This is a genomic window from Nocardia sp. NPDC002869, from assembly GCF_046764065.1.
GTDB lineage: Bacteria > Actinomycetota > Actinomycetes > Mycobacteriales > Mycobacteriaceae > Nocardia > Nocardia rhamnosiphila.
Genome location: NZ_JBKOOL010000084.1, coordinates 1 through 24,560, shown reverse-complemented (window position 1 = coordinate 24,560; position 24,560 = coordinate 1). Strand labels below are relative to the sequence as shown.

13 protein-coding genes are annotated in these 24,560 nt (G+C 68.2%); 10 read left to right on the top strand and 3 right to left on the bottom strand.

Features of this window, described 5'->3' with window-relative positions:
- The first annotated feature begins 447 nt into the window (after window positions 1-447).
- From ACLML9_RS17015 to ACLML9_RS16990, 6 genes are all read left to right on the top strand, one after another.
- On the top strand, window positions 448-993 hold the full coding sequence (locus ACLML9_RS17015; RefSeq protein WP_411946448.1) for a DUF732 domain-containing protein: 546 nt from the start codon (window positions 448-450) through the stop codon (window positions 991-993).
- A 6-nt stretch (window positions 994-999) separates the two neighbouring features.
- Window positions 1,000-1,992, top strand: a complete 993-nt coding sequence (locus ACLML9_RS17010; RefSeq protein ID WP_411946447.1) for a cutinase family protein — start codon at window positions 1,000-1,002, stop codon at window positions 1,990-1,992.
- Between the two features lie 169 nt (window positions 1,993-2,161).
- A complete protein-coding gene (locus ACLML9_RS17005; protein WP_411946446.1) occupies window positions 2,162-3,181 on the top strand; it encodes an LLM class F420-dependent oxidoreductase in 1,020 nt (339 codons plus the stop codon).
- Window positions 3,182-3,368: 187 nt separating this feature from the next.
- Window positions 3,369-5,279, top strand: a complete 1,911-nt coding sequence (fadD32, locus tag ACLML9_RS17000; protein WP_411946445.1) for a long-chain-fatty-acid--AMP ligase FadD32 — start codon at window positions 3,369-3,371, stop codon at window positions 5,277-5,279.
- A 107-nt stretch (window positions 5,280-5,386) separates the two neighbouring features.
- Window positions 5,387-10,624: a polyketide synthase Pks13 gene (pks13, locus tag ACLML9_RS16995; RefSeq protein ID WP_411946444.1), complete on the top strand. Its 5,238-nt coding sequence runs from the start codon at window positions 5,387-5,389 to the stop codon at window positions 10,622-10,624.
- A complete protein-coding gene (locus ACLML9_RS16990; protein WP_411946443.1) occupies window positions 10,621-12,165 on the top strand; it encodes an acyl-CoA carboxylase subunit beta in 1,545 nt (514 codons plus the stop codon). Before pks13 ends, ACLML9_RS16990 begins: the two co-directional genes overlap by 4 nt.
- 60 nt (window positions 12,166-12,225) lie before the next feature.
- Here ACLML9_RS16990 and ACLML9_RS16985 read toward each other — a convergent pair whose 3' ends face one another.
- Window positions 12,226-12,726 carry a peptidylprolyl isomerase gene (locus ACLML9_RS16985; RefSeq protein WP_411946442.1) on the bottom strand — a complete coding sequence of 167 codons (501 nt, stop codon included), beginning with the start codon at window positions 12,724-12,726 and terminating at the stop codon, window positions 12,226-12,228.
- A 193-nt stretch (window positions 12,727-12,919) separates the two neighbouring features.
- On the opposite strand from ACLML9_RS16985, the gene ACLML9_RS16980 reads away from it, so the two are divergent.
- From ACLML9_RS16980 to ACLML9_RS16965, 4 genes are all read left to right on the top strand, one after another.
- A complete protein-coding gene (locus ACLML9_RS16980) occupies window positions 12,920-16,237 on the top strand; it encodes an arabinosyltransferase domain-containing protein (protein WP_411946441.1) in 3,318 nt (1,105 codons plus the stop codon).
- Window positions 16,238-16,468: 231 nt separating this feature from the next.
- The gene (locus tag ACLML9_RS16975; RefSeq protein ID WP_411946440.1) at window positions 16,469-18,490 is read left to right on the top strand and encodes a galactan 5-O-arabinofuranosyltransferase; all 2,022 of its coding nucleotides are present in this window, start codon (window positions 16,469-16,471) and stop codon (window positions 18,488-18,490) included.
- 127 nt (window positions 18,491-18,617) lie between these two features.
- A complete protein-coding gene (locus tag ACLML9_RS16970) occupies window positions 18,618-21,875 on the top strand; it encodes an arabinosyltransferase domain-containing protein (RefSeq protein WP_411946439.1) in 3,258 nt (1,085 codons plus the stop codon).
- Window positions 21,876-21,997: 122 nt separating this feature from the next.
- Window positions 21,998-22,159: a hypothetical protein gene (locus ACLML9_RS16965; protein ID WP_169333235.1), complete on the top strand. Its 162-nt coding sequence runs from the start codon at window positions 21,998-22,000 to the stop codon at window positions 22,157-22,159.
- Between the two features lie 154 nt (window positions 22,160-22,313).
- Here the strand turns inward: ACLML9_RS16965 and ACLML9_RS16960 are convergent, their stop codons facing one another.
- Together ACLML9_RS16960 and ACLML9_RS16955 are read right to left on the bottom strand one after the other, a co-directional pair.
- The gene (locus ACLML9_RS16960; protein WP_411946438.1) at window positions 22,314-23,093 is read right to left on the bottom strand and encodes a decaprenylphospho-beta-D-erythro-pentofuranosid-2-ulose 2-reductase; all 780 of its coding nucleotides are present in this window, start codon (window positions 23,091-23,093) and stop codon (window positions 22,314-22,316) included.
- On the bottom strand, window positions 23,090-24,415 hold the full coding sequence (locus tag ACLML9_RS16955) for an FAD-binding protein (RefSeq protein ID WP_411946449.1): 1,326 nt from the start codon (window positions 24,413-24,415) through the stop codon (window positions 23,090-23,092). Before ACLML9_RS16955 ends, ACLML9_RS16960 begins: the two co-directional genes overlap by 4 nt.
- Between the last annotated feature and the right edge of the window lie 145 nt (window positions 24,416-24,560).

Here is a 24,560-nt window from a genome sequence, read left to right as displayed (position 1 = left end):
GTGGGTCCACGCCGTGGCCTTCGTGAGTGGGTCCACGCCGTGGCCTTCGTGAGTGGGTCCACGCCGTGGCCTTCGTGAGTGGGTCCACGCCGTGGCCTTCGTGAGTGGGTCCACGCCGTGGTCTTCGTCAGTGAGCTCACCCCCGTCGCAAGTGAGCCGCTCCCGCCCGGGTGAGTTTTCCGACTCCACCTCGTCCCAAGGCTCAACACCATTACCGATGCACCCGCTCACCACACGATCCGCCCGGCCGAAGCGGGCGATCGGAACCTGCTCGCCCGGGCAGTCCACCGGTGATTCCGGGTCTAGTACTACCCTCGGGGGTCGCGGCCCGGGCCAACCCGCCGGGCCGGGACGCACACCCGACCGTCAACCCAGTGGTTCGGCGGCCCCGACTCGAGCGGCCGTGAACCCGTGCGCATCCGTGCGCCGGAACACAGGATGGAATGTATGTATCGGACCCGAGGCACACTGCTCGGAGTGGTGGCGGCGGTGGCGGCCGCCGGATTGCTCGCCGGCTGCGGCAACGACGACTCGACCGCGACCGGCACCCCGACGCTGTCGACTTCGGCCGGGACGACGTCCGCGAGTGCGGCCCCCGCGCCCTCGAGCGAGAGCCCGGCCCCGGCACCGGCACCGGAGGGCGAAACGCCCGCGCCCGAGCAGCCGGCCGAACCCGAGGCGCCGGCCGAGGAGCCGGAGCGTCCCGCCCCGGTGCCGCCGCAGGAAACCGACACCGGGCATCTCGGCGCGAAGGAGCAGACCTTCGTCGACGAGCTGGCCAAGCAGGGTGTCACCCCGTCCTCCCCGGATATCGCGCTGAGTATCGGCAACTACGTCTGCCAGGGTGTGGCCGCCGGGACCTCCGATGCCGATATGGCGACGTTCGTGAACGCGATGGCCGGTTCGGATCCGTCGTTCGATCCCGCGAAGATGCCGGTGGAGCAGGCGGGTCAGATCTACATCAGCACCGCCAAAGCGCACTACTGCCAGTGATAGCCGATGAGTAGAGGACGTAACGGGTCCCGTCGGTCCCGGCCGAAGGGTTGTCTGACATTGCTCGCGGTGGGAGTCGTCGGGCTCGTCATCGTGATCCTGCTCTGGTATCTGCTGGCCGGCTGCCTGCGGGAACCCGGGCCGGGCCCGGGCCCCGGGCCGGGGCCCGGGGAGCCGACCAGTCAGCCCGCGAGCTGCCCGGATGTGCAGATGATCTCGGTGCCGGGTACCTGGGAGTCCAACAGCGCCGACGATCCGTACAACCCGACGGCCAACCCGGCCTCGCTCATGCTCAATGTGAGCAATCCGGTCCGGGAACAGTTCCCGGAGGGCCGGGTCGACGTGTACACCGTCCCCTACATCGCGCAGTTCTCCAATCCGATCGCTATTCCGCCGGACGGTCAGGCCTCCTACAACGCCAGCCGCACCGAGGGCAGTCGGCGGACCTTCGATTTCCTGACCCAGCGTCACCAGGAGTGCCCGCTCACCACCTATGTGCTGGCCGGGTTCTCGCAGGGCGCGGTGATCGTCGGTGATATCGCCGAACAGATCGGCAAGGGCAATGGTCCGGTACCCGCGGACCGGGTGCTCGGGGTCACCCTGATCGCCGACGGACGGCGGTCCGGTGAGACCGGTGACGGTCAGCCGATCCAGGTCGGCACTCCGCCGCCCGGGGTCGGCGCCGAAGTGGCGCTGGCCGGGTTGACCGTTCCCGGGATCACCATGACCGGCGTCCGCAAGGAGGGTTTCGGCGAATTGGCCGACCGGGTGTACACGATCTGCGCGCCCGGTGACCTGATCTGCGACGCGCCCCGCAACGCACTGAGTCCGGCCAATATTCTCGGCAGTATCGGGACCCTCGCTCAAGCCGTGGGCAACCCGGTACACAGCCTCTACCACAACTTCGTGGTGGACCCGGACGGCACGACGGCCACCCAGTGGGCGGCCGACTGGGCGGTCGGTCTGGTCGGCAGCGCGCCGTCTCAACCGCACTCGTGATCCGCGGATACGGCGCACACGACGCCGTGGCGGCCGTCTTGTGACAATTCACCGCAGTCAGCGTGGTCCCCGCTGCCTGGCAGGCTGTAAAGTGCGCTGGTGATCGCGCATCCCGGGCCCTGCGCCGGCACGGGATGCGCAGACTTCCGATATCCAGGAGCATGAGTTCATGACAGAAGCCGCCGCACCGGTGGATGAGTTGAGCGCGCTGGGCACCCCGCTGCGTAAGTTCCGCTTCGCGGCCGCGGGTGAGGGAAACAAGCAGGAGGGCGGCGCCCGCAAGTTCATCCAGACGGCGCAGCAGGCCGAGGAGTACGGCTACGACACCTTCGTGGTGCCCGATCATCTCGGTGACCAGATCGGCCCGATCGCGGCCCTGGGTGCGCTCACCCAGGCCACCGACCGGATCCGCCTCGGTACCTCGGTGCTGGCCAACGGTTTTCGGCACCCCGTGGTGCTGGCCAAGGATCTGGCCACCATCGATGTGCTGTCGAAGGGCCGGCTCGAGGTGGGCATCGGGGCCGGCTGGAAGGCCGACGAGTTCGAGGCCGCCGGGCTGGACTACGACCGGCCCGGGGTGCGACTGGCCAAGCTCGACGAAACGCTGACCATTCTCGATACGCTGCTGCGCGGTCAGGAGTGCACCTTCGAGGGCAAGTACTACCAGGTGCACGGTGTCAAGGGGACCCCACGGCCGCGGCAGGGCCCGCGGCCGCCGCTGTGTACCGGAGGCGGCGGTCCCCGGATGCTGAAACTCGCCGCGAAGCACGCCGACATCATCTCGATCGTTCCGGTCACCACGTCGAACGGTAAAGGTCTGCTCTCGGGAATCACCCTCGACAAGACCATCGAGAAGGTGAACCTGATCAAGGACGCCGCCGGGGACCGGTTCGAGCAGATCGAGCTCAACTGGGCGATCACGGCCATCGTCATCACCGACGACCGGGAGAAGACCGCCGAGATGGCGCTGTCGGCGATCGAGCGCGGGTTGCATCCCGACCTGGAAGTCGACGTCGAGCTCTCGGTCGAGGAGATCTTGAGTTCGCCCTATGTGGCGATCGGCACGTTCGAGGAGATCGCCGACCAGATGCGCCGTGTGCGGCAGCTCACCGGTATGTCCTATGTGGGGATATTCCCCACCCAGATGGACGCATTCGCGCCGGTGATTCCCTTGCTCCGGGAGGAGTGAGAAGCTCGTCTCTGTAACATGTCTCTGGTTTGAGAACATCTAGCCGATAGCGGTCACCGCGCAGACCGCACCCAGAACCCGCAGGGTCGGTTCTCGAATGGAGAGCGCCCGTGGCGAAAGCGAGTCGGGGCCACACAGTAAATAACGGCAATCGTGCCGTTGCCGCGTGCGCCTCGGAGGAGAAGGAATGGACGAGACTTTCGACGACTACCTGGACGAGAACGGGAACATCACCATTCCCGATGATCGCACCCTGGTCGACCACGTCGAGAAGCACACCCGTAACGACGCGAACACCTTGGCGTACCGCTACATCGACTACTCGCGCGAGCGCGATGGCGAGGTACACGAGCTGACGTGGCAACAGTTCGGGGTCCGGCTGCGCGCGGTGGCCGGTCGCCTGCAGCAGGTCACCACTCCCGGTGACCGAGTGGCGGTCCTCGCGCCGCAGGGACTCGACTATGTGATCTCATTCTTTGCCGCCATCTATGCGGGCACGATCGCGGTGCCGCTGTTCGATCCGGACGAACCGGGTCATACCGACCGGCTACACGCGGTACTGGGTGACTGCAAACCGTCGGCCATTCTGACCGCCGGTTCGGCGGCGGCCGGCGTGCGCCAGTTCTTCCGGGGGCTGCCCGCCGCGCAACGGCCGCGCATCATCGCCGTGGACGCGATTCCCGACAGTGTCGGTGACAGCTGGACGCGCCCGGATATCGCGGTGGACGATATCGCCTACCTGCAGTACACCTCGGGTTCCACCCGGACCCCGGCCGGTGTGGAGATCACCCACCGGGCCGTGGGCACCAACCTGCTGCAGATGGTCGACGCCATCAACCTCGACTGGAACTCCCGCGGCGTCACCTGGCTGCCGCTGTTCCACGATATGGGTCTGCTGACGGTGATCCTGCCGGCCGTGGGCGGCAAGTTCATCACCATCATGTCGCCGGCGTCGTTCGTGCGACGGCCGTACCGGTGGATCAAGGAGCTGGCTGCCGCCTCCGACGGTGCGGGCACCTTCGCCGCCGCCCCGAACTTCGCCTTCGAGCACGCGGCCGTACGCGGTCTGCCCAAGAACGGTGAATCACTGGACCTGTCCAATGTGATCGGCCTGATCAACGGCAGCGAACCGGTGACCACCTCGTCGATGAAGAAGTTCAACGACGCGTTCGCGCCCTACGGGCTGCCGAAGACGGCCATCAAACCGTGCTACGGCATGGCCGAGGCCACCCTGTTCGTCTCGGCGACCAAGGCCGAGGACGAGGCCAAGGTCACCTATGTGGACCGTACCGAGCTCAATGCCGGGCGCATGGTGCGCGTCGAGCAGGGCACTGAGAACGCTATCGCGCAGGTGAGCTGCGGCTATGTGGCGAAATCCCAGTGGGCGGTGATCGTCGATCCGGAGTCGGTCGAGGGTGACGCCCGGGAGCAGCCGGACGGCCACGTGGGTGAGATCTGGCTGCACGGCAACAATATGGGCATCGGGTACTGGGGCCGGGCGGCCGAGACCGCGGCGACCTTCCAGAACAAGATCGTCACCCCGCTGGCCGAGGGCAGCCACGCCGCGGGCACCACGCCCGACGCGTACTGGATGCGGACCGGCGATTACGGCGTGTACTTCGACGGTGAGCTCTACATCACCGGCCGGGTCAAGGACCTGGTGATCGTCGACGGACGTAATCACTACCCGCAGGACCTGGAGTTCTCCGCGCAGGAGGCCAGCAATGCGCTGCGGCCCGGGTTCGTCGCGGCGTTCTCGGTACCGGCCAACCAGCTGCCGGCCGAGGTGTTCGCCCAGGGCAGCCATTCGGGTCTGAATTTCGACGCCGACGACGCCTCCGAGCAGTTGGTGATCGTGGCCGAGCGCGGTCCGGGCGCCGGTAAGGCGGATCCGCTGCCGATCGCCGACGCGGTCCGTGCCTCGGTCTCCCAGCGTCACGGCGTGACGGTGCGGGACCTGCTTCTGGTACCGGCGGGTTCCATCCCGCGTACATCCAGCGGCAAGATCGCCCGGCGGGCCTGCAAGACCGCCTATGTCGAGGGCACCCTGCGGGGCGGTTACACCCAGCAGGCGTTTCCGGACGCGCCCGAGGAATAGGCCGGCAACGAGTCGGGTCGCGGCCCCGAGTGAGCGAAGCGCCCATCCACCACAGCGATGCAAGGCTGCTGCCGGGCACCGCGTAAAGACAGGTAGCTTGAGGACTGATGGCTGAGAACGAGGGCATGTCGCCGGAGACGACCGAGAACCTTTCCACCGAGGAAGGTCGCGCCGCCGGAGCCGGCGACGCGTCCTCGGCGGGCGTTACCACGCCGGGCACCGAGCTCACGGTTGCCGAGCTGCGGGAATGGTTGCGGCGCTGGGTCGCCGAGGCCACCGGGCAGCCGGTCGACAAGATCACCGTGGACCGTCCGATGGAAGAGTTCGGGCTGGCTTCCCGGGACGCGCTCGCGCTGGGTGGTGAGATCGAGGAACTCACCGGCGTGGTGCTGAACGCGACCGTGGTGTACCAGCACCCGACCATCGCCTCGCTGGCCGATGTCATCGTCAACGGTCCGCCGGAGATCACCGCGGAGGCCACCGACGACCAGTTCTACACCGCCGGGTACGCACCGGGAGACGCGCACGATATCGCCATCGTGGGCCTGTCGACCCGGCTGCCCGGCGCGGGCGACACCCCGGAATCGACCTGGGAATTCCTGATCAACGGTGGTGACGCCATCCGCGACCTGCCCGAGGGGCGGTGGGCGGAATTCCTGAGCGAACCGCAGTTGGCGCAGGCCGTGGCCGAGGGCAATACTCGCGGCGGCTATCTGGACCAGGACGTCGTCACCGGATTCGACGCCGAGTTCTTCGCCATGTCGCCGGTGGAGGTCGAGCGGATCGACCCGCAGCAGCGGCTCATCATGGAACTCACCTGGGAGGCGCTCGAGCATGCCCGGATCCCGGCCAGTGACCTGCGCGGTGAGTCGGTCGGTGTGTATATCGGTACATCCACCACCGACTTCCAGTTGGTCGCCGCGATGAGTCTGGGTGAGACCGATCCGAACGTCCCCGCTTCGGCGGAGGGCTACAAGATCACCGGCAGTGCCAGCAGCATCATCGCCAACCGGGTTTCCTACTTCTACGATTTCCGCGGTCCCTCGGTCGCGGTGGATACCGCCTGCTCCTCGACCCTGGTCGCGGTACATCAGGCCGTCCAGGCGCTGCGCGCCGGTGACGCCGACGTCGCGCTGGCCGGCGGGGTGAACATGCTGCTCATGCCGATGACCACGCTCGGTTTCGACAAGATCGGCGCGGTGGCGAAGGACGGTCGGATCAAGGCGTTCTCCGCCGACGCGGACGGGATGGTCCGCTCCGAGGGCGCCGGGCTGGTAGTGCTCAAACGGCTCGCCGACGCCGAACGCGACGGCGACAACATCCTCGCGGTGGTCAAGGGTTCCGCGGTGAACAGCGACGGCCGGTCCAACGGGCTTCTCGCGCCGAATCCCGACGCCCAGGCCGACGTCCTGCGCCGCGCCTACCGTGATGCCGGTATCGTGCCCTCCACCGTCGACTACATCGAGGCCCACGGCACCGGCACCCTGGTCGGTGATCCGCTCGAGGCCCAGGCGCTGGGCCAGGTGGTCGGTGCCGGTCGCGCCGCCGACGCGCCCGTGCTGCTGGGTTCGGCGAAAACCAATTTCGGGCATCTGGAATCCGGCGCGGGCGCGGCGAGCCTGGCGAAGGTGCTCCTGGCGTTCCAGCACGATGTGCTGCCCGCCACCATCAACTACGCGGGCCCGAACCCCTACATCCCGTTCGAACAGGCCCGGCTGAAGGTCGTCGACGAGCCGACGCCGTTCCCGCGCTACAGCGGTACCGCCACGGTCGGTATCTCCGGCTTCGGCTTCGGCGGAACCAACGCGCACGTGGTGGTGCAGGAGTACGTGCCCGCCGCGCCGGTGGGGGTCTCCGAGCCCTTCGTACCGGACGCGGACAGCGGCACACTGGACGTGGCGAGCACCGATGTGGTCGCCGAGGCCGCGGCGGTCGCCGCCGACGCCGCTCCCGAGCCCGAGTGGTCGGCCGACCGCGCCGAGCCGCTGCCGGTGATCCTGGCCGTATCCGCCTATCTGCCCTCGCGCCGCCGCCAGGCCGCCACCGACCTGGCCGACTGGCTGGAAACCGAAGCGGGACAGCGGACTCCGCTCGTGGATGTGGCCCGGTCGCTGGCCCGGCGCAGCCACTGGCGCTCCCGCGGTGTGGTGCTGGCCAAGGACCACGCCGAGGCCGTGGCCGGACTGCGGGCGATCGCCGCCGGTAAACCGGGCCCGGGCGTTTTCACCGCCGATGCCCCGGCCGCCCAGGGTCCCATGTGGGTGATGGCCGGGTTCGGCGCCCAGCACCGGAAGATGGGCAAACAGCTCTACCAGGAGAACGCGATCTTCCGGCGCACCGTCGACGAGGTCGACGAACTCGTGCAGGACGAGGCCGGGTACTCGGTGCGCGAGATGATCCTCGACGACGGCCAGGACTACGACGTGGGCACCTCCCAGGTCGGCATCTTCACCATCCAGCTCGGTCTGGCCGCGCTGCTGCGGGCACACGGCGCGGAACCCGCCGCCGTGGTCGGGCACTCGATGGGCGAGGTGGCCGGCGCCTACATCTGCGGCGGGCTGCCGCTGGAGGACGCGGTGCGCGTCATCTGCGCGCGGTCGCGGTTGATGGGCGAGGGCGAGCAGATGCTCTCCGACGCCGACGTGCGCAATATGGCACTGGTCGAGATGAGTGCCGACGAGGTCGCCGCGCTGCTGCCGGAATTCCCCGATGTCGAGGTCGCGGTGTACGCCGCGCCGACCAATACGGTGATCGGTGGTCCGGTCGACCAGGTCTCGGCGATCGTCGGCCGGGTGGAGGAAGCCGGTAAGTTCGCCCGCGTCCTGCAGACCAAGGGTGCCGGGCACACCTCCCAGATGGACCCGTTGCTGGGCGAACTGGCCGCCGAACTGGCCGGGATCGAACCCACGAGGCCGAAGGTCGGCCTGTACTCCACGGTCGACAAGGAGCAGTACTACACGCCCGGCCACGATCCGGTGCACACCGAGGACTACTGGGTGAAGAACATGCGGCACAGCGTGTACTTCACCAACGCGGTGCGACTCGCGGTCGATTCCGGGATCACCACGTTCCTGGAGCTGGCGCCGAACTCGGTGGCACTGATGCAGGTGCTGGGCACCACCTTCGCCGCCGGGCTTCCCGACGCGCAGCTGATTCCCACGCTCAAGCGCAAGGAAGACGAATCGGCCGGTGTCATCGCCGCGCTGGCGCAGCTGTACGTACACGGCCATGCCGTGGACCTGGGCTCACTGGTACCGGCCGGACCGTACGCCGATATCCCGCGTACCGCGTTCGTGCGAAAACCGTACTGGCCCAAGATGAGCGGTTTCTCGGCCGGTGGGAACGCCCGAGTGCCGGGCGCGTCGGTCGCGCTGCCGGACGGCCGGCACGTCTGGGAGGTCCGGGCCGCATCGGTCGACGATCTGCCCACGCTGGTGCGTTCGGCCGCGACGCAGGTACTCGCGGACGTGAACCTGGGCGCCAGTATCGCGCACGCGCCGCTGCCCGCCACGGGCACGCTCGTCACGACGTTGACCCCGCATCCCGGTGGCGCGTCCATCCAGGTGCACGCCCGCGACGGTGCGCAGTTCCGGCTGCTGTTCGACGCGGTGGTCACCTCGGGTGCCGCGCTGCCGGCGCCCGCCGAACCGGCAGCGCGCCCGGCCGCGCCCGCGCTCACCGAACCCGAGGTCGTCGAGGTCGTCGACACCGCCGGTTTCGGCGACCGCTGGAACCCGGACAGCGGCCAGACGGTCGAGGAGCGGCTGGCGCTGATCGTCGCCGAATCCATGGGTTACGCGGTCGAGGATCTGCCGATGGAGATCCCGCTCATGGAACTCGGGCTGGACTCCCTGATGGCCATGCGGATCAAGAACCGCGTCGAATACGAATTCGATATCCCGCAGCTGCAGGTCTCCGCGGTTCGGGACGCCAGCCTGCACGAGGTCGGCAAGGTGCTCCGCTACGCGATCGAGCACCGCGACGAGGTCCAGGCGATGGCCGACCAGCAGGCCGGCGGGGAAGCGGGCGCGCTGAGCGTGGACGACGACTTCGTGAACGCCGCCAAGGCCGCGATGCAAGCCGGGGAGGACCCGGTCGCCGTGCTGAACCAGGGGATGGGCGCCGCGGCGGAAGCGCCGACAGCGAGCGAACCGGCGCCGGCCGCCCCGGCGTCTCCCGCCGCGCCGAAGGCCGAACCGGCCGCGGGTGCCGCGCTGTTCGGGGGCGGGGCCGCAGGGTCGGACCAGGACAACGTTCCGCCACGTGACGCTGCCGAACGCCTCACCTACGCGGCCTGGGCCACCATCACCGGCGAATCGGCCGGGGGAATCTTCAACACCCTGCCGATCCTGGACGAGGACACCGCCGAGAAACTCGCCGCCCGGCTCACCGAGCGGGTGGGCGCGGAGGTCACCCTCGACGATGTGCTGGATTCGGAGACCATCGAACAGCTCGCCGATGTGGTTCGCACCCTGCAGGACAGCGGTGCCGATGTCGACGGCTTCGTCCGCCCCATCCGGGCGCGAGGCGAGAATTCCGATGCGGTCCCGGTGTTCGTCTTCCATCCCGCCGGCGGGAACACCCTGGTGTACGAGCCCTTGCTGAAGCGGCTGCCCGAGGGGACGCCGATGTACGGCTTCGAGCGGGTCGACGGTGCGATCGAGGAACGGGCCCGGGAGTACGTACCCGAACTTCGCAAGCTGCAGGGTCAGGGGCCCTATGTTCTCTATGGCTGGTCGCTGGGCGCGGTCCTGGCGATGGCGGTGGCGCAGATCCTGCGTGCCGAGGGCGCCGATGTGCGCCTGGTGGGCCTGATCGACCTCGCCATCCCCGCCGAGCCGGAGGACAACAGCCCGCGGGAGCGACTGGAGCGCATGCGGCGTTACCAGGCGTTCGCCAAGAAGACCTTCAATATCGCCGGTGAGCTCGACGACGACCAGCTCCGGGAACTGGCCGACTCCTCCGAGGAGGAGCAGTTCAAGATGATCACCGACCTGATCAAGATGACCGGGGCCAAGATCCCGGGTGGAGTGCTCGAACACCAGAAGACCTCGTGGATCGAGAACCGCGCGCTGCAGCGAGTCCAGCCCACGCACTACGAGGGCGATGTGGTGCTCTATCTGGCCGACCGCTACCACGACGGCGCGATCGAGCTCGAACCCCGCTACGCCGAGCGCCGCCCCAACGGCGGCTGGGACGAGTACCTGCCCAACCTGGAGATCGTGCACATCCCCGGCGACCACCTCCAGATCATCGATGAACCGAGGATCGGCCGAATTGGTACGGACCTGACCGCTAAACTCGACCGGATCACCTCGAGCGCGGCCGGGAAAGGGAGCCAGTGAGCACGACTGCCGAGAAACTCGCCGATCTGCGTAAGCGGCTGGAGCTGGCGCAGGAACCGGCGGGGGAAGCCGCTGTCGCGAAGCGGGCGCGCAAGGGGATCCCCAGCGCTCGTGACCGGATCAAGATGCTGCTCGATCCGGGTTCGTTCGTGGAGATCGGCGCTCTGGTCCGGCGCCCGGGTGATCCGGACGCGCTCTACGGCGACGGTGTGGTCACCGGCCACGGCCTGGTCGACGGCCGCCCGGTCGCGGTGTTCTCGCACGATCAGACCGTGTACGGCGGTTCGGTCGGCGAGATGTTCGGCCGCAAGGTGGCCGCGGTGATGGAGTACGCGGCCAAGGTGGGTTGCCCGCTGGTCGGTATCAACGACTCCGGCGGTGCCCGGGTGCAGGAGGCGGTGTCCTCGCTGGCCTGGTACGCCGAGCTGGCGACCCGGCAGGAGCTGCTGTCGGGAATGGTGCCGACCATTTCGCTGATCCTCGGCAAGTGTGCCGGTGGCGCGGTGTACTCGCCGATCAACACCGATGTCGTGGTCGCCACCGAGGCGGCGTACATGTTCGTCACCGGTCCCAAGGTGATCCGTGAGGTCACCGGTGAGGACGTGAGCCTGGAAGAGCTGGGCGGGGCGCACAGCCAGGCCCAGTACGGCAATATCCATCATGTCGCCAAGGACGAGCAGGCGGCTTTCGAATGGGTTCGGGAATACCTGTCGTACATGCCGACCAGCTGCCAGGAGAAACCGCCGATCGTGAACCCCGGCCTCGAACCGGAGATCACCGATTCGGACCGGGAACTGAACTCGCTCGTGCCGGATTCGGATAATTCCGGCTACGACATGCACGAAGTGCTGCTGCGTATCTTCGACGACGGCCACTTCCACGAATACGGTGCCGAAGCCGGTCGCAATATCATCACCGGGTTCGCTCGGGTGGACGGCCGCAGTGTGGGCGTGGTGGCCAATCAGCCGATGGTTTACGCGGGCGCCCTCGACGCCCGGGCCTCGGACAAGGCCTCGCATTTCGTCCGGCTCTGCGACGCCTACGAGATCCCGCTGGTGTTCGTGGTCGACACCCCCGGCTTCCTGCCCGGCGTGGAACAGGAGAAGGTCGGCGTGATCAAACGCGGCGGCCGGTTCCTGTTCGCCTTCGTGGAGGCGACCGTGCCGAAGGTGACCGTGGTGGTCCGCAAGTCCTACGGCGGCGGCTACGCGGTGATGGGTTCCAAGCAGCTGGGCGCGGATATCAACCTGGCCTGGCCCACCGCCCGGATCGCGGTGATGGGCGCGGAGAGCGCGGTCAGCCTCATCGGGGCGGCGCAGATCGCGGCCGCGCCCGAGGAGCAGAAGGCGGCCGTACGCCGGCAGATGATCGACTTCTACAACGCCACCATGGCCACGCCGTGGGTGGCGGCCGAACGCGGATTCATCGACGCGGTGATCGAACCGGCGCAGACCCGGCTGGAACTACGGCGGGCGCTCCATCTGCTGCGGGACAAGACCGTGATCCGCAACCCGCGCAAACATCACCTGCTGCCGCTGTAGCCGCTCAGTGGTTCGGGTTGTCCCGGTGGAACAACCCGAACCGTCACGTACCGGTCCTGATCAGCCGGTGATCGCCGCGGATTCGATGACCACGTTCTCCACCGGGACGTCCTGGTGCATGCCCTGCGACGAGGTGGACACGCCGGCGATCTTGTCGACCACGTCGGTGCCGTCGGTGACCTCGCCGAAGACGGCGTAGCCCCAGCCCTGGCCCGCCGGCTGGGTGTGGTTGAGGAATTCGTTGTCGGCGACGTTGATGAAGAACTGCGCGGTCGCCGAGTGCGGATCGTTGGTACGCGCCATGGCGACCGTGTACTTGTTGTTCTTCAGGCCGTTGGCCGCCTCGTTCTGGATGGGCGCCTGCGTGGGCTTCTGCTGCATCTGGCCGTCGAAACCACCGCCCTGGATCATGAAGCCCGGGATAACGCGATGGAAGATCGTGCCGTCGTAATGTCCCGACTTGACGTATTCGACGAAGTTACGGACGGTGGCCGGCGCCTTCGCCTCGTCCAGCTGGAGGCCGATGGTTCCGTAGTTCGTCTCGAGATTCACCTTGGTCATGCCCCTACCTTTCCATTACCGCCGCTGGACCCCGCGCTTAAGGGGGTGTTTCCCGGCAGATTGTGCCAGCCGCCCGTCTTTACCCCATTCGGGTGGTTTGTATGCCCCGGATGCCGGGTGTGTTTTCCTTCGGATCGGGTACGCGCCGGGGCACCGCCGGGCCCCGCGCGCCGCGCCCAAGTAGCATGCCAGCGTGCCAGAAGTCGCCACCGCAGTACTGACGAAGACGCCACCGGAGCCGGAGCCGAAGGTCGCGCCGCAGGATTTCCGGATCGCGCGTGTCGTCGCGATCATCACCGGTGTGCTGGGGGCGCTGTTCGCGATCGCCACACCCTTTCTGCCGGTCACCCAGACCACGGCGACGCTGAGCTGGCCGCAGCACGACAGCCTGGCCAATGTGCAGGCGCCGCTGATGTCGCAGGTGCCGATCGACCTCACCGCGACCATCCCGTGCGCGGCGGTGAACCAGCTGCCCCCGCAGGGCGGCATGCTGCTGGCCACCGCACCCCCGCAGGGCGACCGCGCGGCGCTGGAGGCATTGTTCGTCCGGGTTTCGGAGGCCTCGGTGGACGTGGTGGACCGCAATGCGGTCGTGGCGAGCGCCGATCGGGCGGCGATGGCGAACTGCTCGGCCATCACCATCCGCTCCGACATCGAAGCCACCAGCGCGGCCTTCGTCGGGCTCACCATGGAGAACGGCGAACCCAACGCGGGCCGGCTGGTCGGTGATCTGCGTCCGCAGCTGGTCGGTGTGTTCACCGATATGACCGGCGGTATCCCGGCCGGACTGAACCTGGAATCCACGATCGACACCCGGTTCAGCTCCAGCCCCACCTGGATCAAACTCGTCGCGATGGTCGCCGCCGTGCTGTGCACGGTGCTGTCGCTGGTGGCGCTGGCGCGACTGGACACCAGTGACGGGCGCGGCCACCGGCGTTTTCTGCCGGCACACTGGCTCCAGCCCACCCTCGCCGACAGCGGTGTCATCGGCACGCTGCTGATCTGGCACTTCCTCGGCGCCAACACCTCCGACGACGGGTACATCCTGAGCATGGTCCGGGTGGCGCCGGACGCGGGCTATACGGCCAACTACTTCCGCTGGTACGGCGTACCCGAGGCGCCGTTCGGCTGGTACTACTACGTGATCCAGCTGTTCGCCGAGGTCTCCACGGCCAGCCCCTGGGTCCGCCTGCCCGCGCTGGCGTGCGGGATCCTGTGCTGGATGCTGATCAGTCGCGAGGTGGTGCCGCGACTGGGCAACGGCCTGCGCGGCGCCCGCGGGCGCGCCTGGTTCGGCAGTGTTCCGCTGTGGACCGGCGGGCTGGTCTTCCTGGCGTTCTGGCTGCCCTACGACAACGGTCTGCGGTCGGAGCCGATCGTCGCCCTCGGCGCACTGCTCACCTGGGTTTCCATCGAGCGCGCCATCGCGACCGCGCGGTTGCTGCCGGCCGCGGTGGCGGTGGTGGTCGCGGCGTTCACGCTCGCCGCCGCGCCGACCGGCCTGATGTGTGTGGCCGCGCTGCTGGCCGGTATCCGGCCCCTCACCCGCATCGTCGTACGACGGCACCGGGAACACGGCACGGTCGCGCTGCTGGCGCCGCTGGCCGCCGCCGGGTTCCTGGTGCTCACCGTGGTCTACGGCGACCAGACCTTCGCCGGTATCCAGGAGGCGAACCGGGTCCGGCAGCTGGCCGGGCCCAACCTCGCCTGGTACGAGGACTACCTGCGGTATTACTACCTGTTCGTCGAGACCGTCGATGGGTCGTTGTCGCGCCGCTTCGCCTTCCTGGTCATGCTGCTGTGCCTGTTCACCACCATGCTGGTGCTGCTGCGCCGGCGCCGGGTGCCGGGTATCGCCGCCGCACCGACCTGGCGGTTGATGGGTGTGGTGTTCGGCACGATCTTCTTCATGATGTTCAACCCGACCAAGTGGACCCACCATTTCGGCGCCTATGCCGGAATCGCGGGATCGCTGGCCGCGGTGACCGCCGTCGCGGTATCGGCCTCGGCGCTGCGGGCGCACAAGAACCGGGCGATCTTCCTGGCCGGTTTGCTCTTCACGCTTGCAGTGGCGTTCTCCGGTATCAACGGCTACTGGTACGTGTCCAGTTACGGGGTGCCCTGGTTCGACAAGCGGGTGGTGCTGGCCGGTATCTCCTCCAACACTGTGCTGCTGGTGCTGTTCGCCGCGGCTCTGCTGCTCGCCGGCTGGCACACGCTGCGTGAGGGTTACGCCAAACCGCCGAACTCCACGCGCACCGCCCGGGGCCGCCGGATCCGCAAGTTCGCGGCGATCCCACTCACGCTGGTGGCCGCGGCGATGGTGCTGTTCGAGGTGCTCTCCCTGGCCAAGGGCGCCTACTCGCAGTACCCGGGGTATTCGCTGGCCCGCGGCAATATCGACGCGCTGAGCGGGCAGAGTTGCGGTCTGGCCAACGATGTCCTGGTCGAATCGAACGCGAACGCCGGACGGCTGAACCCGATCATCGATCCGGCGAACCCGCCCACCAACCCGGACGATCCGCTGGCCGGGGTCGACCCGGTCGGTTTCGATCCCAACGGCGTCCCCGATGATCTGTCCGCCGACGCGGTCGAGGTGAAACCCGGTACCGGCAACACCTCCAGTCAATCCGTGGGCGCCGCGTTCGCCGAGGGTCAGAACGCCGGTACCGGCGGCGGTCAGGGCGCCCAGGGGGTCAACGGCAGTACGGTGGCCCTGCCCTTCGGCCTGGACCCGGCCACCACCCCCATCCTGGGCAGCTACCAGGAGGGTGTGCAGCAGCCCGCGTTCGTCTCGTCGAGCTGGTACGAACTGCCCGAACGCTCGCCCGACCATCCGCTGGTGGTGATCACCGCGGCCGGTCGCATCCTGTCCTACGACGACACCGGCGCCATGCAGTACGGCCAGTCGCTGACCGTCGATTACGGCAAACGGCAGCCGGACGGTTCGGTCACCCGGCTCGGTACCTACCTGCCCCGCGATATCGGCCCCTTCCCGTCCTGGCGCAACCTGCGGGTGCCGCTGGACGAGATCGCCCCCGAGGCCGACGCGGTCCGGGTCGTCGCCAACGACCCGATCCTCATCGGCGACCAGTGGCTGGCGTTCACCCCGCCGCGGGTACCGAAACTGGAATCGGCCAACGACTACCTCGGTTCGCAGCAACCGATCCTGCTCGACTGGGCGGTCGGCCTGCAGTTCCCGTGCCAGCGCCCGTTCCGGCACGTGAACGGGGTCGCCGAGGTACCCGAGTTCCGCATCCTGCCGGACCGCCCGCTCGCGGTGAGCTCCACCAACACCTGGCAGGCCCAGGAGTTCGGCGGTCCACTCGGGTTCTCCCAGATGCTGGCGAAGTCGACCACGATCCCGACCTATCTGAACCACGACTGGGGCCGGGACTGGGGCACGCTGGAACGCTACGACCAGTACTACGACGCGGTACCGGCGGAACTGGCGACGGGTACCGAGACCCGCAACGGGTTGTGGGATCCGGGCAAACTGCGGGTTTTCTGATCTGAACGACCACGGCGACCGGCATCGGAGTGCACAATTCCGGTGTCGGTCGCCGCGTTTTGTCCGGGAGGTCCAGGGCGTTCTCTCGAGCGCTCCGGGAGGTCGGCTGCGCAGCCTTCGGTGGCCGACGGCTCCGATCGTCCGATCCGTGTGAACGGTCCTCTCCGGAAGCCCTGCACTAGGCTGACCGACGCCCAGTAGGTGGATCGGGAGCCGGAGGTAAGTACGCCGATGACGACGAGTCGCGGCGCGCGGTTGGTGCGTCAGGTCGGGGCCGGAGTCGGCGAAGCGGTGCTCGCGACGGTGGTCGCGGTGGTGGTGGTCGCCGTCGGGCTGGTCGCGTTCTCCCTGGTGCAGTGGCCCGCGTTCAACTCCTCCAATGTCGTGCGGGCACTGACCACTGTCGGTCAGGTGGGGGCCGCGGCGCTCATCGCGGGGTCCATCGCCCTGCTGCGACTGCGGCGTTCGCGATGGCTCGCGAAACTGCTGTCCTGGACCGGTATCTCGGCGTTCGTCACGGTCACTCTCGGGATGCCACTGGCGGCCACCAAGCTCTACCTGTTCGGTATCTCGGTGGACCAGGAGTTCCGGACCGAATACCTGACCCGGCTCACCGACAGCGCCGCGTTGCGCGATATGACCTACGCCGATCTGCCGCCGTTCTATCCGGCCGGCTGGTTCTGGGTCGGCGGCCGGGTGGCGAATGTGCTCGGGATGGACGGCTGGGAAGTGTTCAAGCCGTATGCGATCGGGTCGATCGCGGTGGCCGCGGTGGTGTCGCTGGTGTTGTGGACCCAGCTGATCCGCGCGGATTGGGCGGTGGGGGTCACCAGCGCGGTGACGGCGGTGGCCGTCACCTATGCCGCGCCGGAGGCCTACGGTGCGGTGATCGCGATTCTGCTGCCGCCGGTGCTGGTGATGGCCTGGGGCGCGCTGTACCGGCCCGCCGAACTGACCGGTGCCGGGACGAAGACCGGGGACGGAGGCGAGCCGGAAAGCGGCGGCCGCACCGCGGGTGGCTGGGGCGCGGTCTTGGGCACCGGGTTGTTCCTGGGGCTCGCGGCCGCCTGCTACACGCTCTATTTCGCGTTCGCCGTATTCACGGTCGTACTCATGGCGGTGGTTGCCGCTGGACTCGGTGTGCGGGCGCGTTACACCGCTCGGACACCGCGCCGGATCGCGGCACACACCGGGGAATCGCATGCGCCGGTGGGTAGCGCCGGCCGGGCGATCGGCGCCCCGCTGTTGCGGCTGATCGTGATGGGTGTGATCGCCGCAGTGATCGCGCTACCGGTGTTCCTGCCGTTCCTGCTCCGGATGTTGGATCGGCCGAAACTGCAGTCCGGCGGCGCGTTTCACTATCTGCCCGAGGCCGGGTCCGAACTGGCGTTTCCCATGGCGCATTTCTCGCTGCTCGGCGCGCTGTGCCTGATCGGAACCAGCTGGCTGGTGATGCGCGCGAGTTCTTCGCGCCGCGCCCAGTCGCTCGGTCTCGGCGTGGTCGCGGTGTACCTGTGGTCGCTGCTGTCGATGCTGGCCACCGCGGCCGGGTCCACGCTGCTGTCGTTCCGGCTGGAACCGGTGCTGCTGGTCCTGCTGGCGGCCGCGGGCGGATTCGGTTTCGTGGAGGGGGCGCGGGCGGTGCACCAGGCGCTCAACGAACCGGCACGGTTCCGCTGGGTGGCCATCGTGCTGGCAACGGTGGGCGCGCTCGCCTACTGCCAGGACATTCCCCATGTCCTGGCCCCCGAGATCACCACCGCCTACACCGATACCGACGGGGACGGCCGGCGGGCCGACCAACGCGACCCGTCGGCGGTCCGGCACTACCACAATATCGACGACGCGCTGCGAGCGCAGACCGGCCGCGAGCCCTCGGAAACGGTGCTGCTCACCGGGGACACCACCTTCCTCGCCTACTACCCGTACTTCGGCTTCCAAGGCATGACCTCGCACTACGCCAATCCACTGGCCGATTACGCGGATCGGTCCGCGGCGATCGAGCAGTGGAGCGAAAAGGACACACCGGACGAACTTCTCGACGCGCTGGCCGCGGCGCCGTGGCGCGCACCCGATGCGTTCCTGTTCCGTCGCAGTGGCGACGAGTACACCCTGCGACTGGCCGCCGATGTGTACCCGAACGACCCGAACGTCCGTCGCTACACCGTCGCGTTCCCCGCGAAATTGTTCGACGACCCGCGTTTCACCGTGACCGATATCGGCCCGTTCACCCTGGTCGTCGTGAACCGCTGAGCGAAACCGCCCGCCGCGGGCCACCCGGTTGCCGCCGCGTCCGGCCGAGCGTACTTCCGCCGCCGAGCCGGCCGCGCGCGGTCTGCGGGTGAGCTCCGCTCAGCAGCGCCTATTAGAGTCGAGCCCCGTGCGACCGGACCGATCTCCTCGAGCGTTGAACCGTATCCGCCTGCTGGCTCTGGTATCCGGGCTACTCGGGTTCGTGCTGGCCGTGGCGGCGCCGCTGCTGCCGGTGCGCCAGGACCGAGCCGCCCTGGACTGGCCGCAGGCCGGCGCCGCGAGCGTGGAGGCGCCGCTGGTGAGTTATCAGCCGCTGCGGCTGGACCTCACCGTGCCGTGTCCGGCGCTGAACACCGCCGAGGGCACGGTGGTGGAAACGGTGCCCGACGGTTCGGGCCAGTCGTCGGCGCGCGGGCTACGGGTCACGGTGACCGGCGACACCCTGTCGGTGGTGCTGCGCGATGTGCCACTGCTGTCCGCCGAGCGCGCCGAACTGGGCGGCTGCCAGGCCCTGACCGTCACCTCGTCGGCCGCCGTGACCACCGCGGAACTGACCGGTACCACCCGGTCCGGCGGAACACCGTTCCGCGCTCGGGTGGACCGGGATATCCGTCCGCAGCTGGTCGGAGTGTTCACCGACCTGCCGCAGGGGCAGCTCGGTGGTATCCGGTTGCACGCCGATATCGACTCGCGTTTCACCTCGTCCCCGACGCCGCTCAAGCTGGCCGCGATCGTCGGCGCGGTGGTGTTCACGGTGCTCGCCCTGATCGCGTTGCATCTACTCGACACCACCGACGGCCGCCGCGCCCGCCGTTTCCTGCCCGCGCACTGGTGGCGTTTCCGGCTCGCCGACGGCGCGGTGCTCGGTGTACTCGTCGGCTGGCACATCATCGGGGCCAACACCTCCGACGACGGCTACATCCTGAACATGGCCCGCGTTTCGGACAAAGCCGGCTATCTGGCGAACTACTACCGCTGGTTCGGCGTGCCGGAAGCGCCGTTCGGCTGGTCCTACGAAGTGCTGGCCTGGATGACGCGGGTCTCGGAGTCGAGCCCGTGGATGCGGCTGCCCACGCTGCTGGCCGGGATCGTGTGCTGGCTGGTGATCAGCCGGGAGGTGCTGCCCCGGCTGGGTGCGCGGGTACGGGGCGATCAGATCGCCCTGTGGACCGCGGGCCTGGTATTCCTGGCGTTCTGGCTGCCCTACGACAACGGTCTGCGCCCGGAACCGCTGATCGCGGCCGGTGCGCTGCTCACCTGGTGTTCGATCGAACGCGCGATCGCCACCGCGCGGCTGCTGCCCGCTGCGATCGCGGTACTCATCGCGGCCTTCTCGCTGGCCGCCGGACCCACCGGGCTCATCTGCATCGCCGCGCTGATCGCCGGTTCCCGGCCGGTACTCCAGATCATCATCGCGCGTGCCCGGGGCGGCGCTTCCCGGGCGCGGGCGCTGTGGCGGTACGCGAGCCTGATCCTGCCGGGTCTGGCCGCCGGAACCCTGGTGCTGGTGGTGATCTTCGCCGACCAGACCTTGTCCACGGTGCTGGAGGCCACCCGCGTCCGTACCGCGGTCGGACCGAATGTGGCCTGGTTCGACGAACGCACCCGCTGGGATTCGCTGCTCATGCTCTCCCCGGACGGTTCGCTGGCGCGGCGGTTCGGAGTCCTGCTCATGCTGCTCTGCCTGCTGGTGTGCGTCCTGCAGGTGCTGCGCAAGGGCCGGATCCCCGGAACCTCGCGCGGCCCGTCGGCGCGGATCCTGGGCATTGTGTTCGCCTCGCTGCTGCTGATGATGTTCACACCCACCAAATGGACCCATCACTTCGGCGTCTACGCGGGCCTGGCGGGTTCGCTGGCGGCGCTGGCCGCTGTCGCGGTGGGCACCAACGGTATCCGGGCCCCGCGCAATCGCGCCCTGTTCGCCGCCGCCGTGCTGTTCCTGCTGGCGATCACGTTCACCGGCTCCAACGGCTGGTGGTACGTGTCCAGTTACGGTGTGCCGTGGTGGGACAAGGCACCGCTGATCGCCGGTAAGGGCCTGTCCACCCTGTTCCTCGGCCTCGCCGTGCTCGCGCTGCTCACCGCGTTGTGGTTGCACTACCGGACGCCGTACCTCCCCGAACCCGCGACGCCGAAGGCGGCGCGGTATTACACAGCGCCGCTCACGGTGGCCGCGGCATTACTGGTGCTCTTCGAGATCGCATCGCTGACCAAGGCGGCCGTGGGGCAGTACCCGGCCTACTCCGTCGCCAAATCGAATGTCCGTGCGCTGGCCGGCGACCCGTGCGGCCTGGCCGACGATGTGCTGGTGGAGACGAATACCGCCGATTCCCTGCTGCTCCCGTACGAGGGCGACCCCGCCGACGGCCTGATCTCCACCGACCCCGAGGCGCGGACCGTCGGATTCACCCCGGACGGGGTGGCCGAGGATCTGACTGCCGACGCCGAGGAAACCACCTCCGGCGGTGCGAATTCCGTCGAATCCGATACCGAGAACAAGACCACCGACACCACCGGCGCCGGGACCGGTGGCGGTACGTCCGTGCAGGCCGGTATCAACGGTTCCACGGTGGCGCTGCCGTTCGGTCTCGACCCGGCCCGCACCCCGGTGCTCGGCAGCTACAAGACCGGCGACCAGCAGCAGGCGAAGCTCACCACCGGCTGGTACCGCCTGGATCTCACCGACGAGATGCGGGCCGACCCGGCCTACCGGGTGCTCGCCCTGACCGCCGCGGGCCGGATCAGATCGGTGGACGCCGACGGCGTGCTCACCTACGGCCAGGACCTGACGGTGGAGTACGGGACACGCGGTGCCGACGGCACCATGACGGTGCTCGGATCGGTGACACCGCTGGATATCGGCCCCAATCCGTCCTGGCGCAATCTGCGTGTACCCCTGGACCAGCTGCCCCGGGAGGTGAACGCGGTCCGTCTGGTGGCCGTCGACAACGACATCACCGCACGGCAGTGGCTGGCGATCACGCCGCCGCGGCTGCCGCGGCTGGCCACGCTGGATTCCGTTGTGGGACACACCGACCCGGTGTTGCTGGACTGGCATGTCGGGCTGGCCTTCGGCTGCCAGCGGCCGTTCGACCACAGCCACGGCGTCGCGGAGGTGCCGCGCTGGCGGATCCTGCCCGACCGCGTCGGTTCCGACGCCTCCAACGCGTGGCAGGACCATATCGGCGGCGGCCCGCTCGGCTGGACCGAGCTACTGCTGGAAGCCGATTCGGTGGCGACCTATCTGTCCGACGACTGGGCCCGGGACTGGGGTTCGCTGGAGCGTTTCACCCCGTACCGGCCCGACGCCGTACCGGCCGAAACGACCGTCACCGAGGCGGATCGAGGCGGGATGAGCAGCGACGATCCGATCAAAGTGAGTTGAACGAGGTTGCGCTACATCGAGACTCGTCTATCAAGTGTTATGGCTCACATATCGGTTTATTTCCATGTGAGGGAATTGCCGAACGGATGACGAACGGCAGCACGGCCCGTAGGCTTGTTCGCATGACTTCGGCCTTCGACGATATGGAACTGCGCGATCTCGTCGGCTTGCTCACCGATGAGGAGCAAAAGGAACTACGACCGTCGGTACTGCGCGTCCTCGGGCGCCTGCCGTCCCAGGAGGTGCTGCGCCGCGAGCTGGGCCAGCGAATGACACGCGTGTAACAGCGGTAGCGGCCATCGCACGCGGTGGCCCGCCGGAAGTACCGAATACGACGAGGGCCGTCGCACACCGGATCGGTGCGCGACGGCCCTCGAACATCGTGAGACTGCTCACCGGCCCTGCCCGCTGAATGCGAGCAGGCCGAAGCGGGCAGAGCTAGACGGGGAGCCTGCGGAAGATCGACCGCGGGATATGGCGCAGGATCATCATCACGTACCGGAACGCGCCCGGTGCCCAGATGAGCTCCTTACCCTTCTCCGAGGCGTCCACCGCCAGCGCGGCGACCTCTTCCTTGTCGACCGTGAACGGCGCCTCTTTGGCGCCGGTGGCCTTCCAGTGCTCGATCGTGGTGGTGGTGCGCACCTGACCGGGCCGGATCACCAGCACCCGGGGGCCGTGCGGGCGCAGCGCCTCGCCGAGACCCAGATAGAAACCGTCCAGCCCGGCCTTGGTGGAGCCGTAGACGAAGTTGGAGCGGCGCACCCGCTCGCCGGCCGCCGAGGACATGGCGATGATCCGGCCGAAGCCCTGCGCCTTCATCTTCTCGCCGGTCAGCACGCCGACCGAGACCGCGGCGGTGTAGTTGATCTGCGCGATCTGCACCGCTTTGCGCTGGTCCTGCCACAATTCCTCGGCATTGCCGAGCAGCCCGAACGCGACGATCGCGACATCGACGTCCCCATCGGCGAAGGCCTGGTCGACGACCTTCGGATGGCTGTCGGTGTCGAGCGCGTCGAAATCGATCACATCGACCTGGCTCGCACCCGCGGCCTTGGTCTGCGCCACCGCGGTATCCCGCAGCGGATCACCCGGCAGGGTGGCCAGGATCACCCGGGCCGGTCCCTTCTTCAGGTACTCCGCGACGATCGCGAGGCCGATTTCCGAGGTCCCGCCGAACAGCAGAATGGACTGCGGATTGCCTACCGCGTTGATCACTGAAGCTCCAGCCTTCTCGCCATATCGGACATGAAAACGCCTGTGGGGTCGACGCTGCGGCGGACCTTGATCCACTCGTCGATCCGGGGATACATCTGATGGAAGTTCTCGGCGGTCGTGCGCGAGTCCTTACCGGTGTAGAGCCGTCCGCCGAACTCCAGTACGCGCCGGTCCAGTTCGGTGACGAAGTCGTTGAGACCGGGCGCGATCGGGAAGTCCAGGCAGACGTTCCAGCCCGGCATGGGGAAGCTCAGCGGCGCCTGGTTGCCCTCGCCGAAGTACTTGAACACGTTGAGGAACGAATAGTGCCCGCTCGCCTGGATGTCGATGAGGATCTGCTTGAACTCCTCGACCGCCTCCGGCGGCACCACGAACTGGTATTGCAGGAAGCCGCGCGACCCGTAGGCCCGGTTCCATTCGCCGAGCATATCGAGGGGGTGGTAGAAGGCCGTCAGGTTCTGCGGCTTCTGCCGGTAGGTGGCGCCCTTGCGGTACCAGATCTCGGTGGCGAGGGTGAACGTCTTGTTGTTGAGCAGACCGTTGGGGAACACATCGGGGAACGTCAAGAACGTCTTCCCGGTGAAGCCCAGCGGGTTCTTGCGCAGCTTCTTCGGCAGCTGGTCCAGCTTGGCCAGCGAACCCCGCGAGATCACCGCCCGGCCCAGTTTGGGCATCGGGCTGAGCGCGTCGAACCAGGCCGAGCTGTACTCGTAGTTGTCCTCGGAGCCGTCGCTGTGGAACGCGATGGTTTCGTCGAGGCCGGAGGTCACATCGCCGTCGGCGATGAAGTACGCGGTCTCGGTCGGCGTCATCTCGATGGTGGCGCGCAGGATGATGCCGGTGAGACCGCAGCCGCCGATGGTGGCCCAGAACAGCTTGGCGTTCTTCTTGGGGCCGATGGTCTGGACTTCGCCGTCCGCGGTGAGCAGCTGGATGGACCGCACATGGTTACCGAAGCTGCCCGCGCTGTGATGGTTCTTACCGTGGATATCGGAGCCGATGGCGCCGCCGACGGTGACCTGCCGGGTGCCCGGCAGTACGGGAACCCACAGACCGAACGGGAGCGCGGCCTTCATCAGCTGGTCGAGCGTGACACCGCCGTCGACATCCACCAGCCGGGTGTCCTGGTCGATGCGATGGATCCGGTTCAGAGCGGTCATATCGATGACCAGCCCGCCCGCGTTCTGGGCATTGTCGCCGTAGGAGCGGCCGAGCCCGCGGGCGATCACACCGCGCCGCAGATGCTCTGGTTTGCCGTCGTTGTCCTCGGCGACCACGGCGACCGCGCGGGCGATGAGTTCGGGGTCGCTCGTCGAGAGCACTTCGGCGGTGGTGGCCGCCGTACGGGCCCACCCGGTGAGCGTCCGGGTTCGCGTGGGTAGCGTGTACCCCGTACCGGCGCTATCTGGATCGCCGGCCGGCGGGGTCTCGGTACCGGACGCCTGAATCGAGGTCGGAGCTTTCGTG

What these genes read in the sequence shown, in the direction of transcription:
- ACLML9_RS17015 (WP_411946448.1), top strand. Translation starts at nt 448, where the DNA reads ATGTATCGGACCCGAGGCACACTGCTCGGAGTGGTGGCGGCGGTGGCG.
- ACLML9_RS17010 (WP_411946447.1), top strand. Translation starts at nt 1,000, where the DNA reads ATGAGTAGAGGACGTAACGGGTCCCGTCGGTCCCGGCCGAAGGGTTGT.
- ACLML9_RS17005 (WP_411946446.1), top strand. Translation starts at nt 2,162, where the DNA reads ATGACAGAAGCCGCCGCACCGGTGGATGAGTTGAGCGCGCTGGGCACC.
- fadD32 (WP_411946445.1), top strand. Translation starts at nt 3,369, where the DNA reads ATGGACGAGACTTTCGACGACTACCTGGACGAGAACGGGAACATCACC.
- pks13 (WP_411946444.1), top strand. Translation starts at nt 5,387, where the DNA reads ATGGCTGAGAACGAGGGCATGTCGCCGGAGACGACCGAGAACCTTTCC.
- ACLML9_RS16985 (WP_411946442.1), bottom strand. Translation starts at nt 12,726, where the DNA reads ATGACCAAGGTGAATCTCGAGACGAACTACGGAACCATCGGCCTCCAG.
- ACLML9_RS16975 (WP_411946440.1), top strand. Translation starts at nt 16,469, where the DNA reads ATGACGACGAGTCGCGGCGCGCGGTTGGTGCGTCAGGTCGGGGCCGGA.
- ACLML9_RS16965 (WP_169333235.1), top strand. Translation starts at nt 21,998, where the DNA reads ATGACTTCGGCCTTCGACGATATGGAACTGCGCGATCTCGTCGGCTTG.